Source organism: Vibrio sp. OPT41 (assembly GCF_015163595.1).
Taxonomy (GTDB): Bacteria; Pseudomonadota; Gammaproteobacteria; order Enterobacterales; family Vibrionaceae; genus Vibrio; species Vibrio alginolyticus.
This window is the reverse complement of sequence record NZ_JADDYH010000028.1, coordinates 119158-141993: the sequence shown is the minus strand read 5'-3', so window position 1 is coordinate 141993 and position 22836 is coordinate 119158. Positions and strand designations below refer to the sequence as shown.

General features: G+C 44.1%; 17 protein-coding genes and 1 tRNA gene. 9 read left to right on the top strand and 9 right to left on the bottom strand.

All coding sequences use genetic code 11. The features are described 5' to 3' along the window. Positions 1-15 precede the first annotated feature (15 nt). Entirely contained in the window at positions 16-2028 is a 2013-nt protein-coding gene (locus IQP38_RS12530; protein WP_053306674.1) for an NADPH-dependent 2,4-dienoyl-CoA reductase, read from the top strand. Between the two features lie 59 nt (positions 2029-2087). Here IQP38_RS12530 and IQP38_RS12525 read toward each other — a convergent pair whose 3' ends face one another. Next, on the bottom strand, positions 2088-3404 hold the full coding sequence (locus IQP38_RS12525) for an MFS transporter (RefSeq protein WP_053306673.1): 1317 nt from the start codon (positions 3402-3404) through the stop codon (positions 2088-2090). Positions 3405-3577: 173 nt separating this feature from the next. Here IQP38_RS12525 and IQP38_RS12520 point away from each other — a divergent pair, with 173 nt between their 5' ends. Together IQP38_RS12520 and IQP38_RS12515 are read left to right on the top strand one after the other, a co-directional pair. Further along, positions 3578-4126 carry an NAD(P)H nitroreductase gene (locus tag IQP38_RS12520; protein ID WP_005380711.1) on the top strand — a complete coding sequence of 183 codons (549 nt, stop codon included), beginning with the start codon at positions 3578-3580 and terminating at the stop codon, positions 4124-4126. A gap of 103 nt (positions 4127-4229) precedes the next feature. Further along, positions 4230-6197: a DNA topoisomerase III gene (locus IQP38_RS12515; protein WP_017821143.1), complete on the top strand. Its 1968-nt coding sequence runs from the start codon at positions 4230-4232 to the stop codon at positions 6195-6197. A gap of 44 nt (positions 6198-6241) precedes the next feature. Here IQP38_RS12515 and IQP38_RS12510 read toward each other — a convergent pair whose 3' ends face one another. Together IQP38_RS12510 and IQP38_RS12505 are read right to left on the bottom strand one after the other, a co-directional pair. Next, a complete protein-coding gene (locus IQP38_RS12510; RefSeq protein ID WP_005380717.1) occupies positions 6242-6448 on the bottom strand; it encodes a hypothetical protein in 207 nt (68 codons plus the stop codon). A 183-nt stretch (positions 6449-6631) separates the two neighbouring features. Next, the gene (locus IQP38_RS12505) at positions 6632-7321 is read right to left on the bottom strand and encodes an SDR family oxidoreductase (protein ID WP_025767196.1); all 690 of its coding nucleotides are present in this window, start codon (positions 7319-7321) and stop codon (positions 6632-6634) included. Between the two features lie 271 nt (positions 7322-7592). On the opposite strand from IQP38_RS12505, the gene IQP38_RS12500 reads away from it, so the two are divergent. After that, entirely contained in the window at positions 7593-8516 is a 924-nt protein-coding gene (locus IQP38_RS12500) for a histone deacetylase (protein WP_025767197.1), read from the top strand. 194 nt (positions 8517-8710) lie between these two features. Here IQP38_RS12500 and IQP38_RS12495 read toward each other — a convergent pair. The 3 genes from IQP38_RS12495 to IQP38_RS12485 all read right to left on the bottom strand — a co-directional run bounded on the left by IQP38_RS12495 (position 8711) and on the right by IQP38_RS12485 (position 11014). Beyond that, positions 8711-8801: transfer RNA gene (locus IQP38_RS12495), tRNA-Ser, on the bottom strand. Positions 8802-8955: 154 nt separating this feature from the next. Further along, positions 8956-10764 carry a DUF3413 domain-containing protein gene (locus tag IQP38_RS12490; RefSeq protein WP_005380721.1) on the bottom strand — a complete coding sequence of 603 codons (1809 nt, stop codon included), beginning with the start codon at positions 10762-10764 and terminating at the stop codon, positions 8956-8958. Positions 10765-10786: 22 nt separating this feature from the next. Then, entirely contained in the window at positions 10787-11014 is a 228-nt protein-coding gene (locus IQP38_RS12485) for a YejL family protein (protein WP_005380722.1), read from the bottom strand. A gap of 85 nt (positions 11015-11099) precedes the next feature. Here IQP38_RS12485 and yejK point away from each other — a divergent pair, with 85 nt between their 5' ends. The 3 genes from yejK (at position 11100) to IQP38_RS12470 (ending at position 14777) form a co-directional block, all read left to right on the top strand. Beyond that, on the top strand, positions 11100-12098 hold the full coding sequence (yejK, locus tag IQP38_RS12480) for a nucleoid-associated protein YejK (protein WP_005380723.1): 999 nt from the start codon (positions 11100-11102) through the stop codon (positions 12096-12098). An 82-nt stretch (positions 12099-12180) separates the two neighbouring features. Continuing rightward, positions 12181-13509: an Hpt domain-containing protein gene (locus tag IQP38_RS12475; protein WP_053349606.1), complete on the top strand. Its 1329-nt coding sequence runs from the start codon at positions 12181-12183 to the stop codon at positions 13507-13509. A 104-nt stretch (positions 13510-13613) separates the two neighbouring features. Continuing rightward, the gene (locus IQP38_RS12470) at positions 13614-14777 is read left to right on the top strand and encodes a chemotaxis protein (protein WP_193837628.1); all 1164 of its coding nucleotides are present in this window, start codon (positions 13614-13616) and stop codon (positions 14775-14777) included. Positions 14778-14867: 90 nt separating this feature from the next. Here IQP38_RS12470 and nhaC read toward each other — a convergent pair whose 3' ends face one another. After that, positions 14868-16301 (bottom strand): Na+/H+ antiporter NhaC, encoded by a 1434-nt coding sequence (gene nhaC / locus IQP38_RS12465; RefSeq protein ID WP_193837627.1) that lies wholly within the window; start codon positions 16299-16301, stop codon positions 14868-14870. Positions 16302-16732: 431 nt separating this feature from the next. Between nhaC and asd the strand changes: the two genes are divergently transcribed. Then, the gene (asd, locus tag IQP38_RS12460) at positions 16733-17848 is read left to right on the top strand and encodes an aspartate-semialdehyde dehydrogenase (protein ID WP_005380727.1); all 1116 of its coding nucleotides are present in this window, start codon (positions 16733-16735) and stop codon (positions 17846-17848) included. A 57-nt stretch (positions 17849-17905) separates the two neighbouring features. Here the strand turns inward: asd and IQP38_RS12455 are convergent, their stop codons facing one another. Next, on the bottom strand, positions 17906-18769 hold the full coding sequence (locus IQP38_RS12455) for an ion transporter (RefSeq protein ID WP_005380728.1): 864 nt from the start codon (positions 18767-18769) through the stop codon (positions 17906-17908). Positions 18770-18804: 35 nt separating this feature from the next. Next, on the bottom strand, positions 18805-19443 hold the full coding sequence (locus IQP38_RS12450; protein WP_005380729.1) for a YchE family NAAT transporter: 639 nt from the start codon (positions 19441-19443) through the stop codon (positions 18805-18807). 650 nt (positions 19444-20093) lie between these two features. On the opposite strand from IQP38_RS12450, the gene adhE reads away from it, so the two are divergent. Beyond that, positions 20094-22796, top strand: coding sequence for a bifunctional acetaldehyde-CoA/alcohol dehydrogenase (gene adhE / locus IQP38_RS12445; protein WP_005380731.1), 2703 nt, complete (start codon positions 20094-20096; stop codon positions 22794-22796). Positions 22797-22836 lie beyond the last annotated feature (40 nt).

The following is a 22836-nucleotide window of genomic DNA, read 5'->3' as shown; positions in this document are numbered from 1 at the left end:
AATGGATGTTAAGTGATGTCTGCCATGTACCCAAACCTATTAAAGCCACTGGACCTCGGTTTCACACAATTACGAAACCGAGTTCTGATGGGATCAATGCACACTGGCTTAGAAGAGCACAAAGAAGGATTACAGAAGCTCGCGGCTTTTTATGAAGAACGCGCGAAAGGCGGTGTCGGACTGATTGTAACCGGAGGTTTTTCTCCTAACTTACGCGGTCGTTTACACCCGTTGAGTGCTGAATTCAGCAAGCCAAAACATGCTAAAGCCCATAAAGTTGTGACAGAAGCGGTGCACAAGCACGGTGGTAAAATTGCGTTGCAAATTCTCCATGCTGGGCGTTATGCAATGCATCCATTCTCGCAAAGTGCATCTGGCATTAAAGCGCCAATTGCAAAGTTTGCTCCGAGTGAAATGAGCGACCGCCAGATAAAGAAAACCATCGACGCGTTTGCTAATAGTGCGGAGTTAGCACAGCTTGCTGGTTATGATGGCGTCGAGTTAATGGGCTCGGAAGGTTACTTGATAAACCAATTCTTATGTAAACGTACTAATATGCGTTACGACGAATGGGGTGGCAGCTATAAAAAACGTATGCGTTTTCCGCTAGAAATTGTTAAAGCGGTACGCAAGACGGTAGGTGACAAGTTCATCATCATCTTCCGTCTTTCTATGCTGGATCTTGTCGAGCAGGGCAGCACTTTTGAAGACGTTATCGAATTGGCGAAAGCACTTGAAGAGGCTGGCGTCACGATTATTAATACGGGTATCGGTTGGCATGAGGCTCGAATTCCGACAATTGCGACTCAAGTACCACGCGGTGCGTTTACATGGGTTACGGAAAAAGTTAAACCTCACGTTTCGGTTCCTATTATCACTTGCAACCGTATAAATACGCCAGATGAAGCAGAACGTATTTTATCTTCAGGTCATGCCGACATGGTTTCGATGGCGCGCCCATTCTTGGCCGATCCTTACTTTGTTGCTAAAGCCGAACAGGAAAAAGCGCAGCTTATTAATACGTGTATTGGTTGTAATCAGGCGTGTCTAGATAACGTGTTTAAAGGTAAGCGCGCCAGTTGCTTAGTGAACCCTCTAGCGTGCTATGAAACCGAAATTGTTGTTGAACCAGCCTTTAAAAAGAAAAACATTGCAGTTGTTGGTGCTGGACCTGCGGGCTTGGCTTGTGCGACCACACTGGCTGAACGTGGCCATAAGGTTGATTTGTTCGAAAAGAACGACCGCATCGGTGGTCAGTTCCGTCTTGCGATGCAGATCCCTGGTAAGGAAGAGTTTCGAGAGACGATACGATATTTCGCTAACCGTATTGATGAAACAGGCGTGAATCTGCACTTATCGACGGAAGCGAACTATGACTTACTCACAGAGTACGATGAGATAGTGATGGCATCGGGTGTTGAGCCACGTAAAGTCAATATTGATGGAATTGATAACCCAGAGAAAGTCGTCGACTATCAAACTCTCATTCGAGACAAAACGCCAGTCGGTGAGAAAGTGGCTATCGTTGGTGCTGGTGGCATTGGCGTAGATGTCGCGACCATGCTCACAGAGCCAGTTGGACAAACGTTGGATGACTGGTTGCATGAATGGGGAATCGACAAGGAGATGTCTCAGCCGGGTGGTTTATACCCTTACCCTGATGCGGTTAGCGATAAAGAAGTCTGGGTACTTCAGCGTCGTAAAGGTCGTGTAGGTAAAGGTCCGGGTAAAACGACAGGTTGGATCCATAAACGTACCCTTGAAAAACGGGGCGTACATTTAGTCGGTGGTGTGTCTTACGATAAAATTGATGATCAAGGTTTGCACATTCATGTAGATGGAAAAGAACAATTATTGAACGCGGACAAAGTCGTCATTTGTGCGGGGCAAGAGTCTGTTCGTCCATTTGAAGATAAATGGTCTGAACTCGGAGAGAAGATTCATATCATTGGCGGAGCTGACCATGCGGGTGAACTTGATGCTGTGCGTGCGATTCGTCAAGGTGTTAAATTGGCGGTAAAACTCTAGCCTTTTAATGTGTGTTTACCATAAAAGCTGCGCTTTGAGCGCAGCTTTTTTGTATAGAACTAGTCACTGATATCTGGCAGTTGTTTGGCCATTACCACGCCAGCAAAAGTAATAAAAGAGAACACTAACACCACAGCTGAAAGGCTCAAGAAGTTCGACATAACACCAAGAGAGCTCATTAGAAGCAGCATTATCCCAACCACTGTGTTACTCACGGCTACATAGCTCGTCCGTTTGTCACCTTCTGCGATATCAACTAAATAGGTTTTTCGTCCGACTCGTATTCCGTCGTGGGCAATACAAACACAAAAGTAAAGCAGAGGAATCACGAATAGGAAGCTTTGGCTAGCGGTGACCCATGTATCGTAAATAAATAACACAACACCAAGTAGCGCGCTCATCATTGCGCCTATGACCATCACACTGCGGCTGGAGCGATCGGACATTCTTCCCCAGAAAGGACCTGACACAAAGGAGGCTAAGCCACTCGCAAACATAAAGAGAGCTAGCACCCAGAGCTGTCCACCCAGAGATTGCTGTGCCAGCACAACGTAGTACGGTGCACTCAGCGCAGAACATAAAAATAGTGTCCGCGTGATAACGAATCGACGAAAGGTCACGTCTGTCTTAAGTAACGCGAGTTGTTTAAATGCTTCGAGGACGCCATTTCGACCACCGTCTACCTCACCGGCATACTCATTAATTCGCGCATAGACGAATGCCGCGATGAGCCATATGACGCCCGCTAAGCCTAAACTCAGACCGTAAAAGCGCTCTGTCGGCTCTACGTCCCATAACCAGGCTAGTGCCAGAAGGCTCGCGAAAAGCAGCGTAACCAGGCCAGCAGCGCTTGAAGACCAGCCGTTGACTTGACCTCGTTGGTTTTTAGGGATGGTTTTGCCCAATACATCTTTTGATGCGACGGAATTTAAACCGCGTGAGAGGCTGAAGATCACAAGGCATGCAATCACACCATAACCCGCAGCTGCTCCTGTTAGAGTTAATGCGACCAATCCGATTGCAAATATGGAAAGAGCCTGCAAGATACTGCCAATTACCCAGACCCATTTTCTTACTGGAATGCGTCGGATGTAGTGCGCGATGCTAAGTTGTGGGATAAGGGATCCTGACTCACGAATAGGAACCAGCCAACCAATTAAGTAAACCGGAGCCCCGAGACTTTGTAGTATCCACGGCAACGTGACTTTAGGATTGATTAACGCATCGCCGACTTTCGTTAAAAACTGAGCGAGAATGATTTTAAGAAAGTTGCCGGGAACTTGATGACAAGCTGATTCAGGAATCGCCTTACAGGCACGGGCATCTTCGTCATTAACGATCTTTTCGTAAATGCTGTTTTGTTTGTCCTTGTTCATCAACCTGCCTATGTTCAACTTATTCATTTCGCGAATAAATTAACATTAAACCCAGATTGATGTTAAGTGAAGCACGTTATCAAGCCCACAGAAAACCGGTTGTTATTCGCAGGAGCAGATTGTGCTAAAGTGGCGTAAACAAAATAACAACGATATTCAATAAGGATTCTTTCATGGACGCTCTCGATCTTTTGCTCAATCGCCGATCTATCGCGAAGTTATCCGCGCCTGCACCAGAAGGTAAAGCTCTTGAGAACATCATTCGTGCTGGCCTTCGTGCGCCTGACCATGCGGGATTAACCCCTTGGCGTTTCGTTATCGCACAGGGCGATGGTTTGAAAAAACTGTCAGATATCTTGGTAAAAGCGGCAGAAGCTGAAAATAGTGATGAAGCGGTGGTCGAAAAGGTAAAGAATGCCCCATTTCGCGCACCAATGGTGATCACGGTGATTGCTAAAGTAACAGAACATGAGAAAGTACCAGCACTAGAGCAACACTTATCTGCGGGATGCGCTGTACAAGCGATGCAAATGGCAGCCGTAGCGCAAGGCTTTCAAGGGTTTTGGCGCTCAGGTAAGTGGATGTTCCATCCAGAAGTTCATCAAGCATTTGGTTTAGAAGGTGACGATGAGATTGTTGGTTTCTTGTACTTAGGCACGCCTGGTTGTACACCGATGAAAGTTCCTGAGCGTGACCTTTCTCAGTTTGTTGAATTTCTATAACTGAAAACTTAAATAAACTGACTGTTTATTTATACAGTTTTTCTTGATTTATTAGGGCTACATTCGTTAATGTGGCCCTAATTATATTTATTTCCAAAACGTTATGTCTCGTCTGTTTATTGCTGAAAAACCAAGCTTAGGCCGTGCGATTGCCGCTGCACTGCCAAACCCTCAAAAGAAAGATCAAGGATTCATCCGCTGTGGGAACGGGGATATCGTTACTTGGTGTATCGGCCATTTGCTCGAACAAGTCGAACCTGACGCTTACGATGAGCGTTATAAAAAGTGGAATATGGCAGATTTACCAATTGTTCCGCAGCAATGGCAGCTCAGACCGAGGAAAAGCGCAAGTAAGCAATTAACAGTGATTCGTAAATTGCTCAAAGAAGCTAACGAAGTCATTCATGCAGGAGACCCAGATCGAGAGGGTCAGCTGTTAGTTGATGAAGTTCTGGACTATTGCAAGTTATCTAAAACCAAGAAGGAATCCACACAGCGTTTGCTGATTTCCGACTTGAACTTACCTGCGGTTAAACGCGCACTCAGTTCTATGCGCAGTAATCGCGAGTTTATCCCACTTTCAGTTTCTGCATTGGCCCGCTCTCGGGCTGATTGGCTGTATGGTATGAACATGTCTCGTGCTTATACCTTGCTTGGTCAAAAAGCAGGGTATCAAGGTGTTCTCTCGGTAGGGCGAGTGCAAACGCCAGTTCTTGGCTTAGTGGTGCGTCGTGATGAAGAAATCGAAAACTTTGTCCCGAAGGACTATTTTACCCTACATGCTCTGATCCCATATCAAGATGCCAATGGTACTTTTGATATTCGTGCTCGTTGGAAGCCAAGTGAGGCATGCAAGCCTTGGCAGGACGAAGAAGGTCGAGTGTTAAACCGTAAGTTGGTGGAAAATGTTGCAAACCGCATCGCAAATCAACCTGCAAAAGTGACGGAGTCGGAACAAAAGCAAACCAAGCAATCAGCACCATTACCTTATTCGTTATCTGCCTTACAGATCGATGCCGCGAAGCGCTATGGTATGAGTGCGCAACAAGTACTAGATACTTGTCAGGCATTGTATGAAAAGCACAAGCTGATCACTTACCCGCGTTCAGATTGTCGCTATTTACCGATGGAACACTACTCACAAGCAGGGACGGTGACAACTGCTATTGCGAATAACGCAAAAGAGTTGCAAGTTGCCGTTCAGGGAGCAGACTTAACATTAAAGTCCAAAGCCTGGAACGATAAAAAAGTGGATGCGCACCATGCGATTATCCCTACACCGAAGCAAGCTAATGTGAATGCGCTTTCCGGCAATGAGATGAAGGTGTATCAATTGATTGCGCGCCAGTACCTCATGCAGTTCTATCCGGCGGCGGTTTACGCAGAAGCGAAATTGGTTTTCGATATCGCTGGTGGTACGTTTGTCGCGAAAGGTCGTCAGTTAGTTTCGCCGGGTTGGAAAGCGCTAATGGGCAAAACTGACAAGGAAGATGAAGGTATTGATGCCGTGCCACCGCTACCCGAAGGCACCGTGTTAACTTGTCGTGAAGGGGAAATAAAAGACCGAAAAACCGAGCCACCAAAGCATTTTACCGAGGCATCGTTGTTGCAAGCGATGACCGGGATCGCCCGTTACGTTGCGGATAAAGAACTGAAAAAAATCCTTCGTGACACTGATGGGCTAGGCACGGAAGCGACTCGCGCTGGTATTTTGGACACGCTGTTCAAACGCCAACTGCTTACGCGTCAAGGTAAGTCAATTCTCAGTTCTCCTGCGGGAAGAGGTCTCATTCATGCCTTGCCAGAAGATTCAACATACCCTGATATGACGGCTCATTGGGAGCACCAGTTACAAGGTATGGCAGAGAGAAATCAAGCATATCAGCCGTTCATGCAAGCACTGGAACAACGCATTGATAGCTTGATGGCACAAGTAAAAGCAGGCCCTATCCCTGATTCATTACGTCATCTACCCAAGGTGGAACGTCCTGCGTTTAAACGTAAAAAGCGCAGTTATTCAAAGAATGGTGGCGCGACTAAATCTCGTGCAACCAAAGGTAAGCAGGCATAGGACAAGCGCGGCGTAATTAAACTCCGCGCATGCTTGAAAATAGATTACTCGAACAGATCACCGTGGTTTTGGATCGCACCTCTTACTTCACCTTGAGTTAACACGCGTTTGTCCAGTACCTCTTTCACCTGGTTGCCCAAGTCAACTAATGTATCTCGATTCGCTTGAGTTTGGCGTTTACCAGCACTTCTCAAGCAGTAATTTAGTTCGTGCTCTTCGCTAAAATTAACCAAATCCCTATCTGCTGCCATCGTGCTTTCTCCTTATTTGTTCTACTTTTTCCTAAGTCTGGATTGGATGTAGATAAATTCAAGTTAGATTGCGCGAATTATGCTGGTGGATCACTGATGAACATTATGTTTGCCAACCAAGTCACGATTATGAAGCCTGGCTTTGATGGTATTTGGTTTAGTGATGGTTGTGTCTTAATGCTGCTACCAAGGTAACTCAGTACCATCGTAGTTAATAAATCGACCTGAAAGCTGCGGTGTGCTCAGTTCTATCACGTTCGCGAGGCCCTGTGCGGAGGTTTGCGTATCTATCAATGCATTTGGTCCGCCCATTGCCGTTTTTACCCAACCAGGGTGAAGCGCTAAAACGGTAAATCCTTCAGGTGTTAAATCATTACTTAAGCTTTTCACAACCGAGTTAAGCGCCGCTTTCGATGAGCGATAAATATAGCCGCCGCCGGACGTATTTTCGGTCATACTGCCGACTTTTGATGAGATACAAGCAATCTTTTTCATCTTGCCTTGTTGTAAACGAGGGTAACAGTGCTCAACCAGTTTTAACGGTGCAATGGTGTTTACTTCGAAGGCTTTACGCCATTCTTCTACGTCAGTGTTTCCAAAGCCATATCCCTTGGGGCCGTAATATCCTGCATTATTGATGAGTAAGTCGATGGCAGGGAGTTTATCGGCAAGCTTAGCGACTTGTTCGTAGTGCGTGACATCCAGTTCGTGCAAAACCAGATTGCTGAATTGTGAGGCTAGAGTTTGTAGTTCTGAACTGTTCTCTAAGGAACGGCTAGTAGCATGTACTTGGTGGCCTTGCTTCAGGTACAGCTCAGTTAAGCTAAGGCCAATGCCGCGATTTGCTCCGGTAATAAAGACGGTTTGACTCATACAAACACCTATGCTTTTTTGATTTCAGTTGAAAGTCATTGTGTTAGTTAAGCACAATAAAATCAACCAACCACCACGCACCAACAACAAGAGATGAAAATAGGGACAGGGCACAAAGAGAGCCAAACAGTGCGCCGAGAATAGCAAAGAAAGTAGAATTCATATGTATATTAAATTTAATTGATATTGAAAATTATTATCAATTAAATTGCGTTTTATTCAACCCTTTAAGTTGATACTATTTCGTTACCATTGTTATTAAGAATTTCTCATGCTGCCATTTATCTACCACCCGATTTATTCTCAACTTGAGTTGCCAGAGGGGCATCGTTACCCAATTATGAAATACCAGTACCTCTATGAATCGGTATTGGTGCATATGGAGAAAGATAACTGGAAAGAGCACACGCAGTTTTTCCAGCCCGAAGCATTAACTGTTGGGGAAGTAAAACGTGTTCATGACGAGGAATACGTCGAGTTACTTGTTAGTGGAAACATGCCAGCTGCGAAGATGCGCCGAATAGGTTTTCCTTGGAGTGAGTCTCTCATTACCAGAACGCTAACTTCAGCAGCGGGCACGGCTCTGACCGCAAAAAAGGCACTTGAGTACGGTGTGGCCATTCATTTGAGTGGTGGGTATCATCACGCACACAAAGAGTTTGGCAGTGGTTTTTGTTTATTTAATGACTTAGTGATCGCGGCTAGACAAGCACTCGAAGTTGAGCATGTCGATAAAGTATTGATCATTGACAGTGATGTTCATCATGGGGATGGAACAGCAACTTTATGTGACGATGAGCCAGATATCATCACGCTTTCTTTCCACTGTGATAAAAACTTCCCAGCGAGGAAGCCTCAGTCTGACCTCGATGTGCCTATGGTGCGAGGAACAGGTGATGAGGATTTTTTAATGGCGTTTAAAGAAGTGGTCGATATGGCACTTAATCTTCATCGCCCTGATTTGGTTATCTACGATGCTGGTGTCGATATACATCAAGACGATGAGCTTGGATATTTTGATGTGTCGACGCAAGGGATTTTAGAACGTGATAGATTTTTAATGCAAACAGTGAAATCTCGAGGTATCCCTGTCGCAGCTGTCGTTGGAGGTGGATATCGAACGAATCATGCTGACCTCGTCCCAATTCATTTGCAGCTTATCAATGCCGCTAAAGAAGTCTTTATTGATGAGTAGATACAACTAGACGTAAATATCAAATTGATTCAACACTGAAACGAACGAAAAGGGCATTAATTTTTTGTGGGTTCTTTCTGAGAGTGGCGGAGTGCTTAGTTGCGTTCAAGAAGTGATAAGCGATTTGTACAAATCTTTTTAAGTCTGGAGATGCGAAAAAGCCCGCTAATTTCTTAGCGGGCTTTTTCTAAAAGTGGCGGAGAGATAGGGATTTGAACCCTAGATACGCTATTAACGTATGCCGGTTTTCAAGACCGGTGCTTTCAACCACTCAGCCATCTCTCCGTTGTTGAGGCGCATAATATAAGGCTTTGAAAATGTTGTAAACCCCTAGTTGAACTGATTGGATGTTTACTGCGCAAATTTGTGGTTTGTGTTGTTTAAATAAACAAAAACTCCCCAAAAAGGGGAGTTTGAATAGTATATGGATTGCTAGGTATTAATCGTTTTTAGAATAAAAACGCTGTAACTCAGTTAAACCTTGCATCAAAACTGGCAACTTCGGTGCATCATCTCTAAGTCGTTTGTAGTTTTTGTCATACAGCTTGTAGTTGCCAAACTTATCGATCACTGTGGTTTGCGAGCTAGTAATTAAGGCAAGCTCGCGAGTATCGCCCGCCAAGATCCAGCGACGACGACTTTCATCGAATAGGTTGCGACCACTACTGTAATCATATGGGTTGGAAGATACGCCGAGCATATCTTGCAACAGTGTAACTGAGAGGTCCAAGTGACTTGTGCTGTGATTAAATTCGCCAGCCAGCATTCCAGGCCAATGGATCACCATCGGAACTTGTAATTGATAACGGCTGTAGTTGCTGTTTGCTCCCCAGCTGTTCGTATTGGTTTCGTTAAATTCACTACCGTGATTAGAAGTGATGATTACGATGGTGTTTGTCAGTTGTCCCGTCGTTTCTAGTTCATCAATAATACCGGCGATAGTTCTATCCGCCGACTTCACTGCATATTCATAAGCTTTTTTGAATCGCTCACTTGCGGGCATTTCTTCGTCATTATTTGAAGGAATCGATTCAAAATTATCAACGGTGGTGACTTCGATGTAACTAAACCATGGCTGACTTGCTTTCTCTGCTAACCATGTATTCCAGTTTGCGATAGATTGTTTATCGGTATGAGCTTGCGTGCCATCTAGGTCTTCCGCTAAGTTCAAGTCGCGGAAAATAATTTCTGAGTAGAGATCATCTTCAAACCCACTGCCACTGAATAAACCAAAGTTGTAGCCCTGATCTTTCAGTACATCGAGCAATACTGGGGAAGCACCTTGCGCCTTGATGCTTGATGCATAACTGGTCGGTAAGCCATAGAACAAACCAAAGGCCCCGTATGTATCATTACTTGAGCTGTAATGATTACGGAAGTTCTGATTGTTTTCAGCAAACTCATAGAGGTTAGGCATCTCTTCTTGGTTCAGCGCATCCGCTCGTAAATTGTTTATGCTGATCATCAACACATTGAGCTTATTAACTCGGCGGTTAAACTCAAGCTTTTCAAGAGGGTAGTTGACTAACTCTACGTTGCCTTCGTTTTCTGCCAAACGTTTTAGGTATTCCTCACGGTCAAGTAGACCATGTTTTTCCATAAAACTCTTCGCCGTCATCGGGTAAGACAAAGGGAAGTTTGAACGCTGGCTAGTAATTGGGTTGTAAAAATACGCATCTGCCCAAATGTAAACCAAATGGCTGGTCATAAAGCTGAGGAAAAAGACGGCCGCGAGAGGGCGTCCTACGTGCTTATGAGATAGTTTGCGCTGTTTTCGCCATACCCATTCGGATAGTGCGAGTTGAATAAGGAAGATCAGCGGCATCACAACAAATAAATGTTGTAGGTCAGTGCTGAGCGCACTTTTGTCTTCGCTGAATAGTAACTCCCAGACAACGGGAGTTAAGTGCAAATTGATCGACTGATACGCTTGGGTATCAATTAATAATATGGTTTGCCCAACGGTTGCGAAAATCACTGCCACCAAACGGAACAATTTCCGCGATGGCAGGATAAACGTCAACGGGAATAGAACAAGCAAGTAAAGTGCGAAAACTAGAAAGCCAAAGTGACCAACCCAAGAAACCGCCAGATAAAACTGACCAAGTAACGTCTCGGGCCAAGGAGACTGAACAATGTAGCGTGTGCCTATCAACATCGACGCAACGATATTGAAGAATGCAAACCAGTGACCCCAACCAACTAGTCGAGATACACGTTCGCCGTATGAGTTTCCGCTGTCTACCATGTATGTGTTCTATTGTCCGTGATTAGTGTGTTTTTGGTGTTTCTAAAGAAGACATCAGCGCCTGAGCAAATTTTTCAGCAATCGCTTTGCGTTGTGAAGCAGCAACACGTTGATTTAAGACATTGGTTGCGATATTTCCGGCAATCATTAGCGTCAACTCAGGAGAAGCAGCATGTTTTTCAAGAACTGTTGCTACTTCAGCAAGAATTTTTTCTACTTGCTCGTCAGTATATTTAGATGTAATCGGCATAAAGACTCTAATAATGATAGTAAAAGCGGCTTATGATAACCTACAATGCCCATCAACTAAAACCTTGTAGCAAGATAAAATCACTATGAGTCTTCATCTTTCAAACGTTATTCTGCATCAACTGTGCAAAAACGATCAGGACGAGCTGGTTGTAAACTTTCGTCCAGCATCATTAGAGAACGATGCATCTACAGAAAACTTAGTCGCTGAGCTTCACCGAGTATTCCATTCTAAAGCTGGTAAAGGTTTTGGCGCTTTCCAGTCAGACAGCGAATTTCAATTTTGGCTTCAAGAAATGCGCAAAGGAGAGCGAGATTTTTACGACTTCTCACAAATTAGTGCAAATCGCTTGAAAGAAGAGTTGATTAAGTACCCATTTGCGGATGAAGGTATCTTGGTTTTCGCAGAGTATCAGAGTTTAGCAACGGACTACTTGTTCATCGGTATCTTACCAATGAATCAGAGTTTAAAAGTGACCGAAGGTTTGGACATCAGTGCGACAGATTACTTAGATATCACCAAAATGGATATTGCCGCACGCATCGACCTGTCGAGCTACGAGACCGACAAGGAATCCAATCGTTATCTGCAATACATTAAAGGACGCGTTGGCCGTAAAGTGGCGGACTTCTTCCTAGATTTTCTGCAAGCGGATATTGGCTTAGATACTAAACAACAAAACTTAGTGTTGATGCAGGCGGTGGATGATTTTTGTGCTGACTCGAAGCTAGAAAAGCAAGAAGTGAACGAGTACAAGAAACAAGTTTACGACTACTGCAATGAGCAAATTAAATCCGGTGATGAAGTTCAAATCTCAGAGCTTTCCGGAGAGCTTCCTCAAAGCCAAGATGGCACGAGCTTTATGGATTTCACCAAAGAGCAAGGGTACGAACTTGAAGAGTCTTTCCCAGGTGATCGTGCGACGGTTCGCAAACTGACTAAATTTGTTGGAGCTGGTGGTGGTTTGAATATTAGCTTCGATAGTCTCTTACTTGGCGAGCGTATTTTTTATGATCCAGAGACGGATACCTTAACGATTAAAGGGACGCCTCCAAATCTAAAAGATCAGTTAAGTCGCAACTAAAATCATATCGTTAAATAAAGAGAGCAAACGGCTCTCTTTTTTTATGTGAATAAGAAACATCCATAGTATATGCTTGTAATTAATGGAGATATGCGAGGGGCAAGTGTTGCTGAAGCTAAAAGAAGGAATACGGCGGTTTGTTTGGTTCTGGTTCGTTTTGTGGTGTGTTTTAGCACTTGGCATTTGGCTGCAAGCCAAACAAACGATTCAAACGATTTCGACTGTAAATGAGTTAGGAAGTAAAGTTGAAGAAGTCAGGCACTTTTTTAACTTCGATCTGCCTTACCGTGTTAAACACGTCGACCAAATTTCACTGAAACTTCAGTTGGCTTATGCAGTTCGCTTACAGCTTGAAAGTGAGTTTTCTGAAGGGAAAATCACACCAGACATCACTCAATTGCTTTATACGACCGACCGATTTTTAGAAAGTGCTCGAGCTTTTGTAAGAAGTGACAGTGAATTGGTTTCGTTAGCTGAACAGTTACGAAGCAGCCGTGCTCGAACAGAAAACTCTGAGCAAATTCAGGCAATGTACTATCGCTTAGGTGCGCTTGTTTTTGAGTCTGTCTTTAGTGACTCTGCAACGAATAGCGATACTTACCGTGACTTAGACCGACTTTTTATTGAATCAGAGGCACTCTCTCCCGAAGAGCGAAGTGCTCTTCAGCGCCAGCTTGCTCAAACCTCAAGCGCACTATCTGCTCAGGCACAGGGCAGTTATTTATCTAATCAACTGCTTAATCCAGATTTCCCGAACCAGTTAACTTCGATAAATGATAAGTTGGAACAGAAGCTAATGACTTTTATTGTTTGGCTGTCTGTAATCAGTGGTTTGCTCCTTTTCCTCATTTCATTGGGAGCCTTCTCCCCAAAAACGATTCAACCGATACCACTACCCAGAACCGATGATAAAAAGTCAGAGCAAGTTGGCGATGATGAAAATGGAGCTAACACTGTTCCCTCAGCTCAGTCAGAAAATTTTCAAAACGTCCAAATGAACGAAAAAAGTTGTAATGAGGTGAATTCATCACAAGTGGAAGTAGTGGAACGTGAGCCGTACATAGATATCAATAAAATGTTAGATTCTCTGTCTGGTGACGAGGGCGCTGTGCGGATGTTACTGGAGGTCTTTATTCAGGACCACTCTGGCGATGGCACTAAAATGTATCAGCTGTTAGAAGAGGATAAAGAGCAAGCGCAAAGAGCCGCACACAGTCTTAAAGGGGTCTCAGGGAGTTTAGGTGCAATGCCATTGCACTGTATTTCGGGTGATATTGAACTGTTGATTAAACAAGGGCAAAAAGTGCCGGAAGAGAAGTTGGCATGTTTAGATGATGTCCTAAAACAAACCATACTTTTTGCTAATAATGTTCTCAATAGTGAAAAGATAACAGAAGCGCTAACAGATTGATATTGCTCTGACTTAATGTCATAAGAGTTGAGGTAATAAAGGCTCGAACTATATGACTTAGTTCGCTTTATTCCTGTTCTATACAATTTGTTAAAGGTGTTTTCATGTCCGTTCGCCGAATGTCTTCAATGATGTTGATAGGGCTGGTTATGATGCTTTCAGGGTGCTCCCTGCTCGAAGTCAAGATCGAGAGTCAAACCGTCCCTCTTACCAAACAAGAGCTCAATATGCGTCTTTTGACTCGTGAGTATGCGCAGCAGTTTTTTGCTCAGGTTGAGCAAGCAGCAGACGCACTACACGAACAATATGAGCCTCATGATAAAGTTCATCAATCTTATATTTTACTTTGGAAGATAAATGCTGAAGAGGGCATCCAAGCTTCTGCGTATCAAGTGTCCCCAATGGCTGCACTGATTGATACATGGACTTTCACGCTACAAATGGAACAGTTCTTTACTACCGCTTCTGGTAATGAGCTCTTTGCGTCTGATGAGGCCAAGTTAGTTTCCGTTTATTTAGCGAAAGAGGTAGATAAACTGGCTCAATCTTTATTGAAGAAAGAAGCATACATCAAGACACAAACGTTTGTTGCAGAGTTCGCCAAGCAGCATCCATTCGCTGATTTAAGCATGATTAGGACTCCGGCTTACCGTAGGTGGTTAGATGCAAACCAAATTAGCGAAGAGGAAGCCGTTACAACGCTAGGCACGATGCCAGAAGCACTTGGGGATGTCTCTGATCGTCTAAGTCTGGTATCAGAGCAGACACCAAAAATTATGACGTGGAAAGCGCAGTTGTTGGCCTTGAATAGCTCTGCCAGTATCGAAAAAGTCAATGCGGCGTTCAATAGTTTGCAAGTTACCGCTGATTCGATGAGGGATTTTATCGATAACAACCCAGAGTACATGCGTTATTTGGCAGAACAAATGGCGCTGGAGTTACAACCTTTGGTTGACGATATCGATCAAAGGACGGAGGCGCGTTTATCTCAGTTGGGTGAAGAACGCCAAGCTATAGAGCTGATGGTTGCCAGAGAGCGCCAAGAAATCGCACAGATCATTACCCATGAGCGCGAGAAGTTTGCTCAAGATATGGATCGAGTGTCGCAAGAGGTTGTGAATCTCGCAATGACTAAGCTGATTGAACTTGTCAAAAGTACCATCATCTACTTTATTCTGTTCATTGCCGTTATATTCTTTGCACCGCTTGGCTTGGGCTATTGGTTTGGGAAGCGTGCAGCCGTGAAAACGCTAGTCAAACAAAGCTAACGATTTGTTTTGGAAATAAAAAAAGAGCGCTTTAAAGCGCTCTTTTTTAGTATTGAATTCGAAAGGGAGGTTCTTCCTATCTCTGCGAAGTTAAGCGGTTTGCTGCTTTAATTCGCCTTCAGCTTCTTCAACTGCTTCTGCTGTTGGTTCGCACTTATCAACAAACCAACCCATGTAAGAAGTGAAGATCGTTACGATGATACATACAAAACTCAGCCACATGAACGGGGCATAAGACAGTGTAGCAACACCCAAAATACTGGCCATGTAGATACCGTTGTCACTCCAAGGGACCATACCTGAGGTTAGCGTGCCGCCAAATTCTGCGTTACGAGACAAATTCTTACGTTTGTAGCCTAGACGGTCATAGTTCTTCGCACAGATTTTTGGGGTCAGAATAAGTGAAACGTACATCGCTGAACCAAATACGTTGCCCATAAAGGCCGTACCAATTGTGCTTGTTGCCAATGAACCTGCACTTTGAACGCGTTTTTCAAACAGCTTCGCGATAGTCTCTAGCACGCCTACTTTATCTAGTAGACCGCCAAAACCAAGGCCGAATACGATAACCGCTACCGACCCAAGCATTGAAGACATGCCGCCACGGTTAAGGATTGAGTCAATGAAATCTACGCCAGATGAGATTGCAAACGGAGCCCAAGCCGTGTTGAACGCGGTTAGGAAATCGACATCTTGGATCATCACTGCCCAAATAATACCTAGCAGAGAACCAAAACTGATCACTGGGAATGAAGGCATACGCATCGCTAGAAGTGACAATACGATGATCACAGGAACAAATGAGTAAGGGGTGATGTAGAACTGCTGTTCCATCGCTTTAATGACAGAGTCTACCTGGCTCATGTCAACTTGACCTGCGTAGTGGAAGCCAAATGCAGTAAACATAATGCCTGTAATAATGTAGCTAATGAGTGCTATCGGCAACATACCTTTAATATGTTCCATCACTTCAACGTTAGACATAGATGAAGCAAGGATTACTGAATCCGATAGAGGCGACATTTTGTCACCAAAGTAACAGCCTGAAAGTACGGCACCTGCAGTGATTGGCGCAGGAACACCAAGACCTTGACCGATACCCATCATTGCAATACCTGCCGTGCCAGCCGCACCCCAAGATGTGCCAGTCGCTAGCGCAGTCAATGAACAGATGATCATGGTCGCCAGCAAAAAGATGGAAGGGTGGATTGCTTTAAGGCCGTAGTAAATAATGGTTGGAACAATACCACCAGAGATCCAAGTACCTACAAGCGCGCCAACGGCCAAAAGGATTAAAACGGCTCCAAGTCCATTGGAAATGCCATTTAGTGCTGCTTTTTCCAGATCTTTATACTGATGGCCAAGCTTTAAGCCCAATATCATGACAATGAACCAACCGATGTATAGCGCTAGCTGAATCGGTAGGTCTAGCTTGGCTGTGAACGAAAATGCCAGCAGGAGAAATAAACCGAGCGAGATAAATACCTGTATCAAGCTTGGTAGGCGTGGTGTAACTTGCTTCATATGTGCCTCTGTCAATCTTGGAGCAATAGAGGAAGGCGCTCCTTGTTGTAATCGCGCATAACATACATTAACAAAAATTATATTTCGAACATTTGGTGTTTTATCTTGATGTTCGTCGGTAAAAACGTTTGCTTGTGAAATTAACTGTTAGTTTGTTTTAACTTTTTTGGTTTTAAATGTTGTGTAATGTGAAATTATTGTGCTTCATGTGTTATTTTCTCATTGAGTGGTAAGACCAATTAGGGGGCTAAAGTGCTTTCCCTACTTGAAAAATGGTTAAAACCGCAAACCAAACACTAAAAAATCTCGTGTAACCCGGTTTTTCAGAGGAAAAGGTTAAAAAACGCGCTTATTTACAAAATAGGGGTTGAGATTTTGCTGTGAAAAATTAACTATGGGGTAGGTTTTTTAATACATGGAGAGTTAATACGATGAGAGTTGGTTTAGTTGGTTGGCGCGGTATGGTTGGTTCAGTCCTTATGCAGCGTATGGTTGAAGAGAAAGACTTCGACCTAATCGAACCAGTATTCTACAGTACTTCTCAAGTTGGTATTCCTGCTCCTAACTTAGGAAAAGACGCAGGCTTACTGCAAGACGCGTATGATATTGAAAGCTTAAAACAGCTTGATGCGGTAATCACCTGTCAAGGTGGTAGCTACACAGAAAAAGTTTTCCCTGCACTTCGTCAGGCTGGTTGGAAAGGCTACTGGATTGATGCGGCCTCTACGCTACGTATGGCTGAAGATTCGATCATCACACTTGATCCAGTGAACTTAAAGCAAATCCAACAAGGCATCCACGGTGGCACGAACACATTTGTCGGTGGTAACTGTACGGTTAGTTTAATGCTAATGGGGCTAGGTGGTCTATTTGAGAAAGGCCTTGTTGAGTGGACAAGCGCAATGACTTACCAAGCCGCATCTGGTGCTGGTGCGCAAAATATGCGTGAATTGATCTCGCAAATGGGCGTTATCAATGACTCTGTTAGCTCTGAACTTGCAAACCCATCAAGCTCTATCCTAGATATCGATAAGAAAGTCGCGGATACAATGCGCAGCGGCTCTTTCCCTACCGATAAATTCGGTGTGCCACTAGCTGGTTCGTTGATCCCATGGATCGATGTGAAGCGCGATAATGGTCAGAGTAAAGAAGAGTGGAAAGCGGGCGCCGAGGCGAATAAAATTTTGGGTTCTCAAAGTTCACCTGTCCCAATTGACGGTACTTGTGTGCGTATTGGCGCGATGCGTTGTCACTCTCAAGCACTTACTATCAAGCTTAAACAAAATGTACCAATGGACGAAATCGAAGAAATCATCGCCACTCATAACGATTGGGTGAAAGTGATTCCTAACGACCGTGACATCACTGCTCAAGAGCTAACACCGGCAAAAGTTACGGGCACAATGTCTGTACCAGTGGGTCGTCTACGTAAGATGGCAATGGGTGATGATTTCCTAAATGCTTTCACTGTTGGTGACCAACTGCTTTGGGGTGCTGCGGAGCCGTTGCGTCGTACTCTGCGAATTATTCTGTCTGAGAAAGCATAATCACATCAATCCTTTATTTGATGACAAAATAAAAGAGCTCCTTAGGGAGCTCTTTTTTCATGCGTCGTCTTCTGTTCGAACGACTCTTTTGTCTGGATCGGCCAGTTCACTACCACAATGTTTACAGTAAATTGCGTCAGAGTCGTGCCCTGCGTGGGAGCAGTTTGGGCATTTCACCAATACTTTGTGCGATTGCATCTCTTGGTGCAGTTCGGCAGTGAAAATACCTGTAGGTACCGCCAAAATGGAATAACCCAGTAACATGGTGAGTGATGCAAGCCCTTTACCTAGGTCTGTTTGGGGGACCAAGTCACCATACCCAACCGTTGTGATGGTCACGATCGCCCAATAAATACTTTTAGGAATGCTAGTAAATCCGTTTTCAGGTCCTTCAATGATAAAAATCAACGAGCCGAAAATCGTTACCATAATGGCGACGGAACTAAAGAAGATAAAAATCTTTCTGCGCGCCATAAGCAGTGAACGTAAGAGGATATTGGACTCTTGGAGGTATCGGACTAACTTGAGTATGCGGAATATTCGCATCACTCGCAGCGCCCTGATCACACCCATAAACGAAGCGGATGGGAAGAAGAGTGCTAAATAAGTGGGCAAAATCGCAAGTAAATCGACGACACCATAAAAACTCTTTGCGTAGGCGGCAGGTTTGGGGGAGCAATAAAGCCTTAGAAGGTATTCAATCGTGAATAGGCCAGTAAATGTGTATTCAATAAACTTCAGCTCTTTTTCCCACTCGGCCCGAACGGAGGGTATCGAATCTAACACCAGTACGATTAACGAACTGATGATCGCGATAATGAGAGCAATATCGAACGTTTTACCAGCTTTGGTATGAGTACCAAAAATGGTGACATATAGAGTATGTTTAAGAGAGTCAGTCGTCATGACAAAGCGATCCATTGTTGAATCGCTCTATCATACAATTTTATAGAAACTCAGGCTAATCCTGGAAATAAGTTGCGTAAGCCATTCGCAATGAACTCTATGCCAAGCGCGCCCAATATCAAACCCATGATACGAGTAATGACGTTGATTCCAGTTTGACCTAAAAATCGTACGATCAATGGGGCAGAACGGAATAATAGCCATGAACAAAGGCAGAACAAACCAATCGTAATACTAATGCCCACGGTATCGAACATGCTTGGGTAGCGTGCACCATAAACAATAGTCGAACTGATTGCACCAGGACCTGCCATTAAAGGCATTGCAAGAGGGACCACACCAATCTGTTCACGACTGACGTATTCCGTTTTCTCTTGTTTGTTCTGCTTATCTTCCCCCAGTTTACCGCTCATCATCGAGAATGCGATGCTAAGTAATAGCAACCCGCCAGCGACACGAAACGAATCCAGAGAAATACTGAACATGTCTAACAGTAACTGACCAGCAAAAAGCGAAATGATCAGGATGATCGCAACAGCCACATTTGCTGTTGTTGCCGTATTGCGCTTTTCGTCTGGTGTCATATGCCCGGTTAGTGACACAAACACAGGCATGATACCAACAGGGTTTACTGCGGCGACCAAACCGAGAAAAAACTGCAAGAAGATAGCAAGTTCAAAAGTTTGCATGTTGCGTACTCATCAAAGTTCACATTAGTGAAAAGGAGAAGGGGTAATTTGGGCGTAATGTAAGGCAAAAGTTAGGTTGTAAGAAATGAAAAAAACTAACGCATTCCCTGCCATTTAAGTGAGAAAAACTAATTCTTTAATAAACTGTATCTAATCTGGAAAGGAAATGTTACGTATAAAGTTGCTGATAAATTGCACTGTTTTACATAAACGTTAACATTCGCACATTTTTGATAAAAACCAAGGTGGTTTGTAGAGAGATGTATTCGGTTCGATATACTCTCAGTAGCACAAAGAATTGGGCCTACATGTAATTTTGTTGGTCAAAAATGAAACTTTTTTACAGGTTGTTGTAGTTTCTTTTATTTATTTGTCCATTTGCTTCTTTTTTACTCAATAAAAAATGAAAGTTAATTTATTTGTTTATCAGTGATTTATGTCATTTTGGTGTGATGAGGCACCACTTTGGTAGTATTTAGGTGGTGAGAACTGATCCAAGTCAATTTTTTTCACACTCTGAAATATTATACTCAGTCCTGAAAGCAATTTACTAAGACGTTTGTTTTCTAAGTGACTGATAAACAGTAAAAACGATAAGTAATAGCCTTAGTAAAAAGTTTTTAATATTTGTTAATTTTAGGAGATTCCCTATGCCTGTAACTAATATGGCTGAACTAGATGCAATGGTTGCTCGCGTTAAGAAAGCGCAAGAAGAGTTCGCTACTTACTCTCAAGAGCAAGTAGATAAAATCTTTCGTGCAGCATCGCTTGCAGCTAACCAGGCCCGTATCCCGCTAGCTCAACAAGCGGTAGAAGAATCTGGTATGGGTATTGTTGAAGATAAAGTAATCAAGAACCACTTTGCTTCTGAGTTTATCTACAACAAATACAAAGACGAACAAACGTGTGGCATCTTAGAAGAGGATGACAACCTAGGTACTATGACTATCGCTGAGCCTGTAGGCATCATCTGCGGTATCGTACCAACGACTAACCCAACTTCTACAGCGATCTTCAAATCTCTAATCTCTTTGAAGACTCGTAACGGTATCATCTTCTCACCACATCCACGTGCGAAAAACTCAACTAACGATGCAGCTAAACTCGTTCTAGATGCAGCAGTAGCAGCAGGCGCACCAAAAGACATCATCGGTTGGATCGACCAGCCTTCTGTTGAGCTTTCAAACGCTCTAATGAAACACGATGACATCGCGCTTATCCTTGCAACTGGTGGTCCAGGCATGGTTAAAGCCGCTTACTCTTCTGGTAAGCCAGCAATCGGTGTAGGTGCAGGTAACGTTCCTGTTGTTATCGATGAAACAGCAGACATCAAACGTGCTGTTGCTTCTATCCTTATGTCTAAGACTTTCGACAACGGTGTAGTATGTGCTTCTGAGCAAGCTGCAATCGTAGTAGACGAAGTATACGACGAAGTGAAAGAGCGCTTTGCTTCTCACAAAGCGTATGTCCTAAGCAAAGCAGAAGCTGATAAAGTTCGTAAAGTGCTTCTTATCGATGGTGCGCTAAACGCGAAAATCGTAGGTCAGCCAGCAGCAGCAATCGCTGAAATGGCAGGCGTTAAAGTTCCAGCAGACACTAAAGTTCTTGTTGGTGAAGGTCTGGGCAAAGTATCTCACGATGACGCATTCGCTCACGAGAAACTATCTCCAACTCTAGGTCTATTCCGTGCTGACAACTTCGAAGACGCGGTTGCTCAAGCGGTAACTATGGTTGAGATTGGTGGTATCGGCCACACATCTGGTCTTTACACTAACCAAGATACTAACGCTGACCGTATCCGTTACTTCGGTGACAAGATGAAGACAGCTCGTATCCTAATCAACATCCCGACTACTCACGGCGGTATCGGTGACTTGTACAACTTCAACGTTGCGCCATCTCTAACGCTAGGTTGTGGTTCTTGGGGTGGTAACTCTATCTCTGAGAACGTAGGTCCTAAACACCTAATCAACAAGAAAACTGTAGCGAAGCGAGCTGAAAACATGTTGTGGCATAAACTACCTAAGTCAATCTACTTCCGTCGTGGTAGCCTTCCAATCGCACTGGGCGACCTAGAAGGTAAGAAACGTGCATTCCTAGTAACTGACCGTTTCCTATTCAACAACGGTTATGCAGATGACGTAGTAAGCCTACTAAAAGCTCAAGGCATGGAAGTTCAAACATTCTTCGATGTTGAAGCTGACCCAACACTGTCTGTAGTAGAAAAAGGTGCGGCTCAAATGGCTAGCTACCAACCTGACGTTATCCTAGCGCTAGGCGGTGGTTCACCAATGGATGCAGCGAAAATCATGTGGGTAATGTACGAACACCCAGAAACTCACTTTGAAGAACTAGCAATGCGCTTTATGGACATCCGTAAACGTATCTACAAGTTCCCTAAAATGGGTAAAAAAGCTGAGCTTGTATGTATCACTACAACTTCAGGTACTGGCTCAGAAGTTACTCCATTCGCGGTTGTTACTGACGACAAGACTGGTGCTAAATACCCACTAGCTGACTACGAAATCACGCCAAACATGGCAATCGTTGATGCGAACCTAGTAATGAACATGCCTAAGTCTCTAACAGCATTTGGTGGTTATGATGCAGTAACTCACGCTCTAGAAGCTTACGTTTCTGTTCTTGCTAACGAATACTCAGATGGCCAAGCTCTTCAAGCACTTAAGATGCTAAAAGAGTACCTACCATCAAGCTATGCGAACGGTGCAAATGACCCAATCGCTCGTGAGAAAGTACACAACGCAGCTACTATCGCTGGTGTTGCATTTGCGAACGCATTCCTAGGTGTTTGTCACTCAATGGCTCACAAACTGGGTGCTGAGTTCCACTTGCCACACGGCCTAGCTAACGCACTACTTATCTCTAACGTGGTACGTTACAACGCGAACGACAATCCAACTAAACAAACTGCGTTCTCTCAATACGACCGTCCACAAGCACGTCGTCGTTACGCTGAAGTTGCTGACCACCTAGGCCTAAGCCAAGAAGGAGACCGTACTGCTCAGAAGATTGAACGTCTACTTGCATGGTTGGATGAACTAAAAGTTAACCTAGACATCCCAATGTCTATCCAAGCGGCAGGTGTTGCTGAATCAGATTTCGTAGCGAAACTGGATGAGCTAGCGGTAGAAGCGTTCGATGACCAATGTACTGGTGCGAACCCACGTTACCCTCTAATCAGCGAACTTAAAGATGTGTTGATGGCTTCTTACTACGGTAAAGCATTTGTTGAAGGCGAAACTTTCGAAGGTACAACTGTTATCAAGAAGAAAGCAGACCAAGAAGCAGCAAAAGCAGCACCTAAAGCAAAGAAAGAAAAAGCTGACGCGTAATTAAAAAATCGAGTGAGCAAGGTTTTCGCTAGCACGGAAC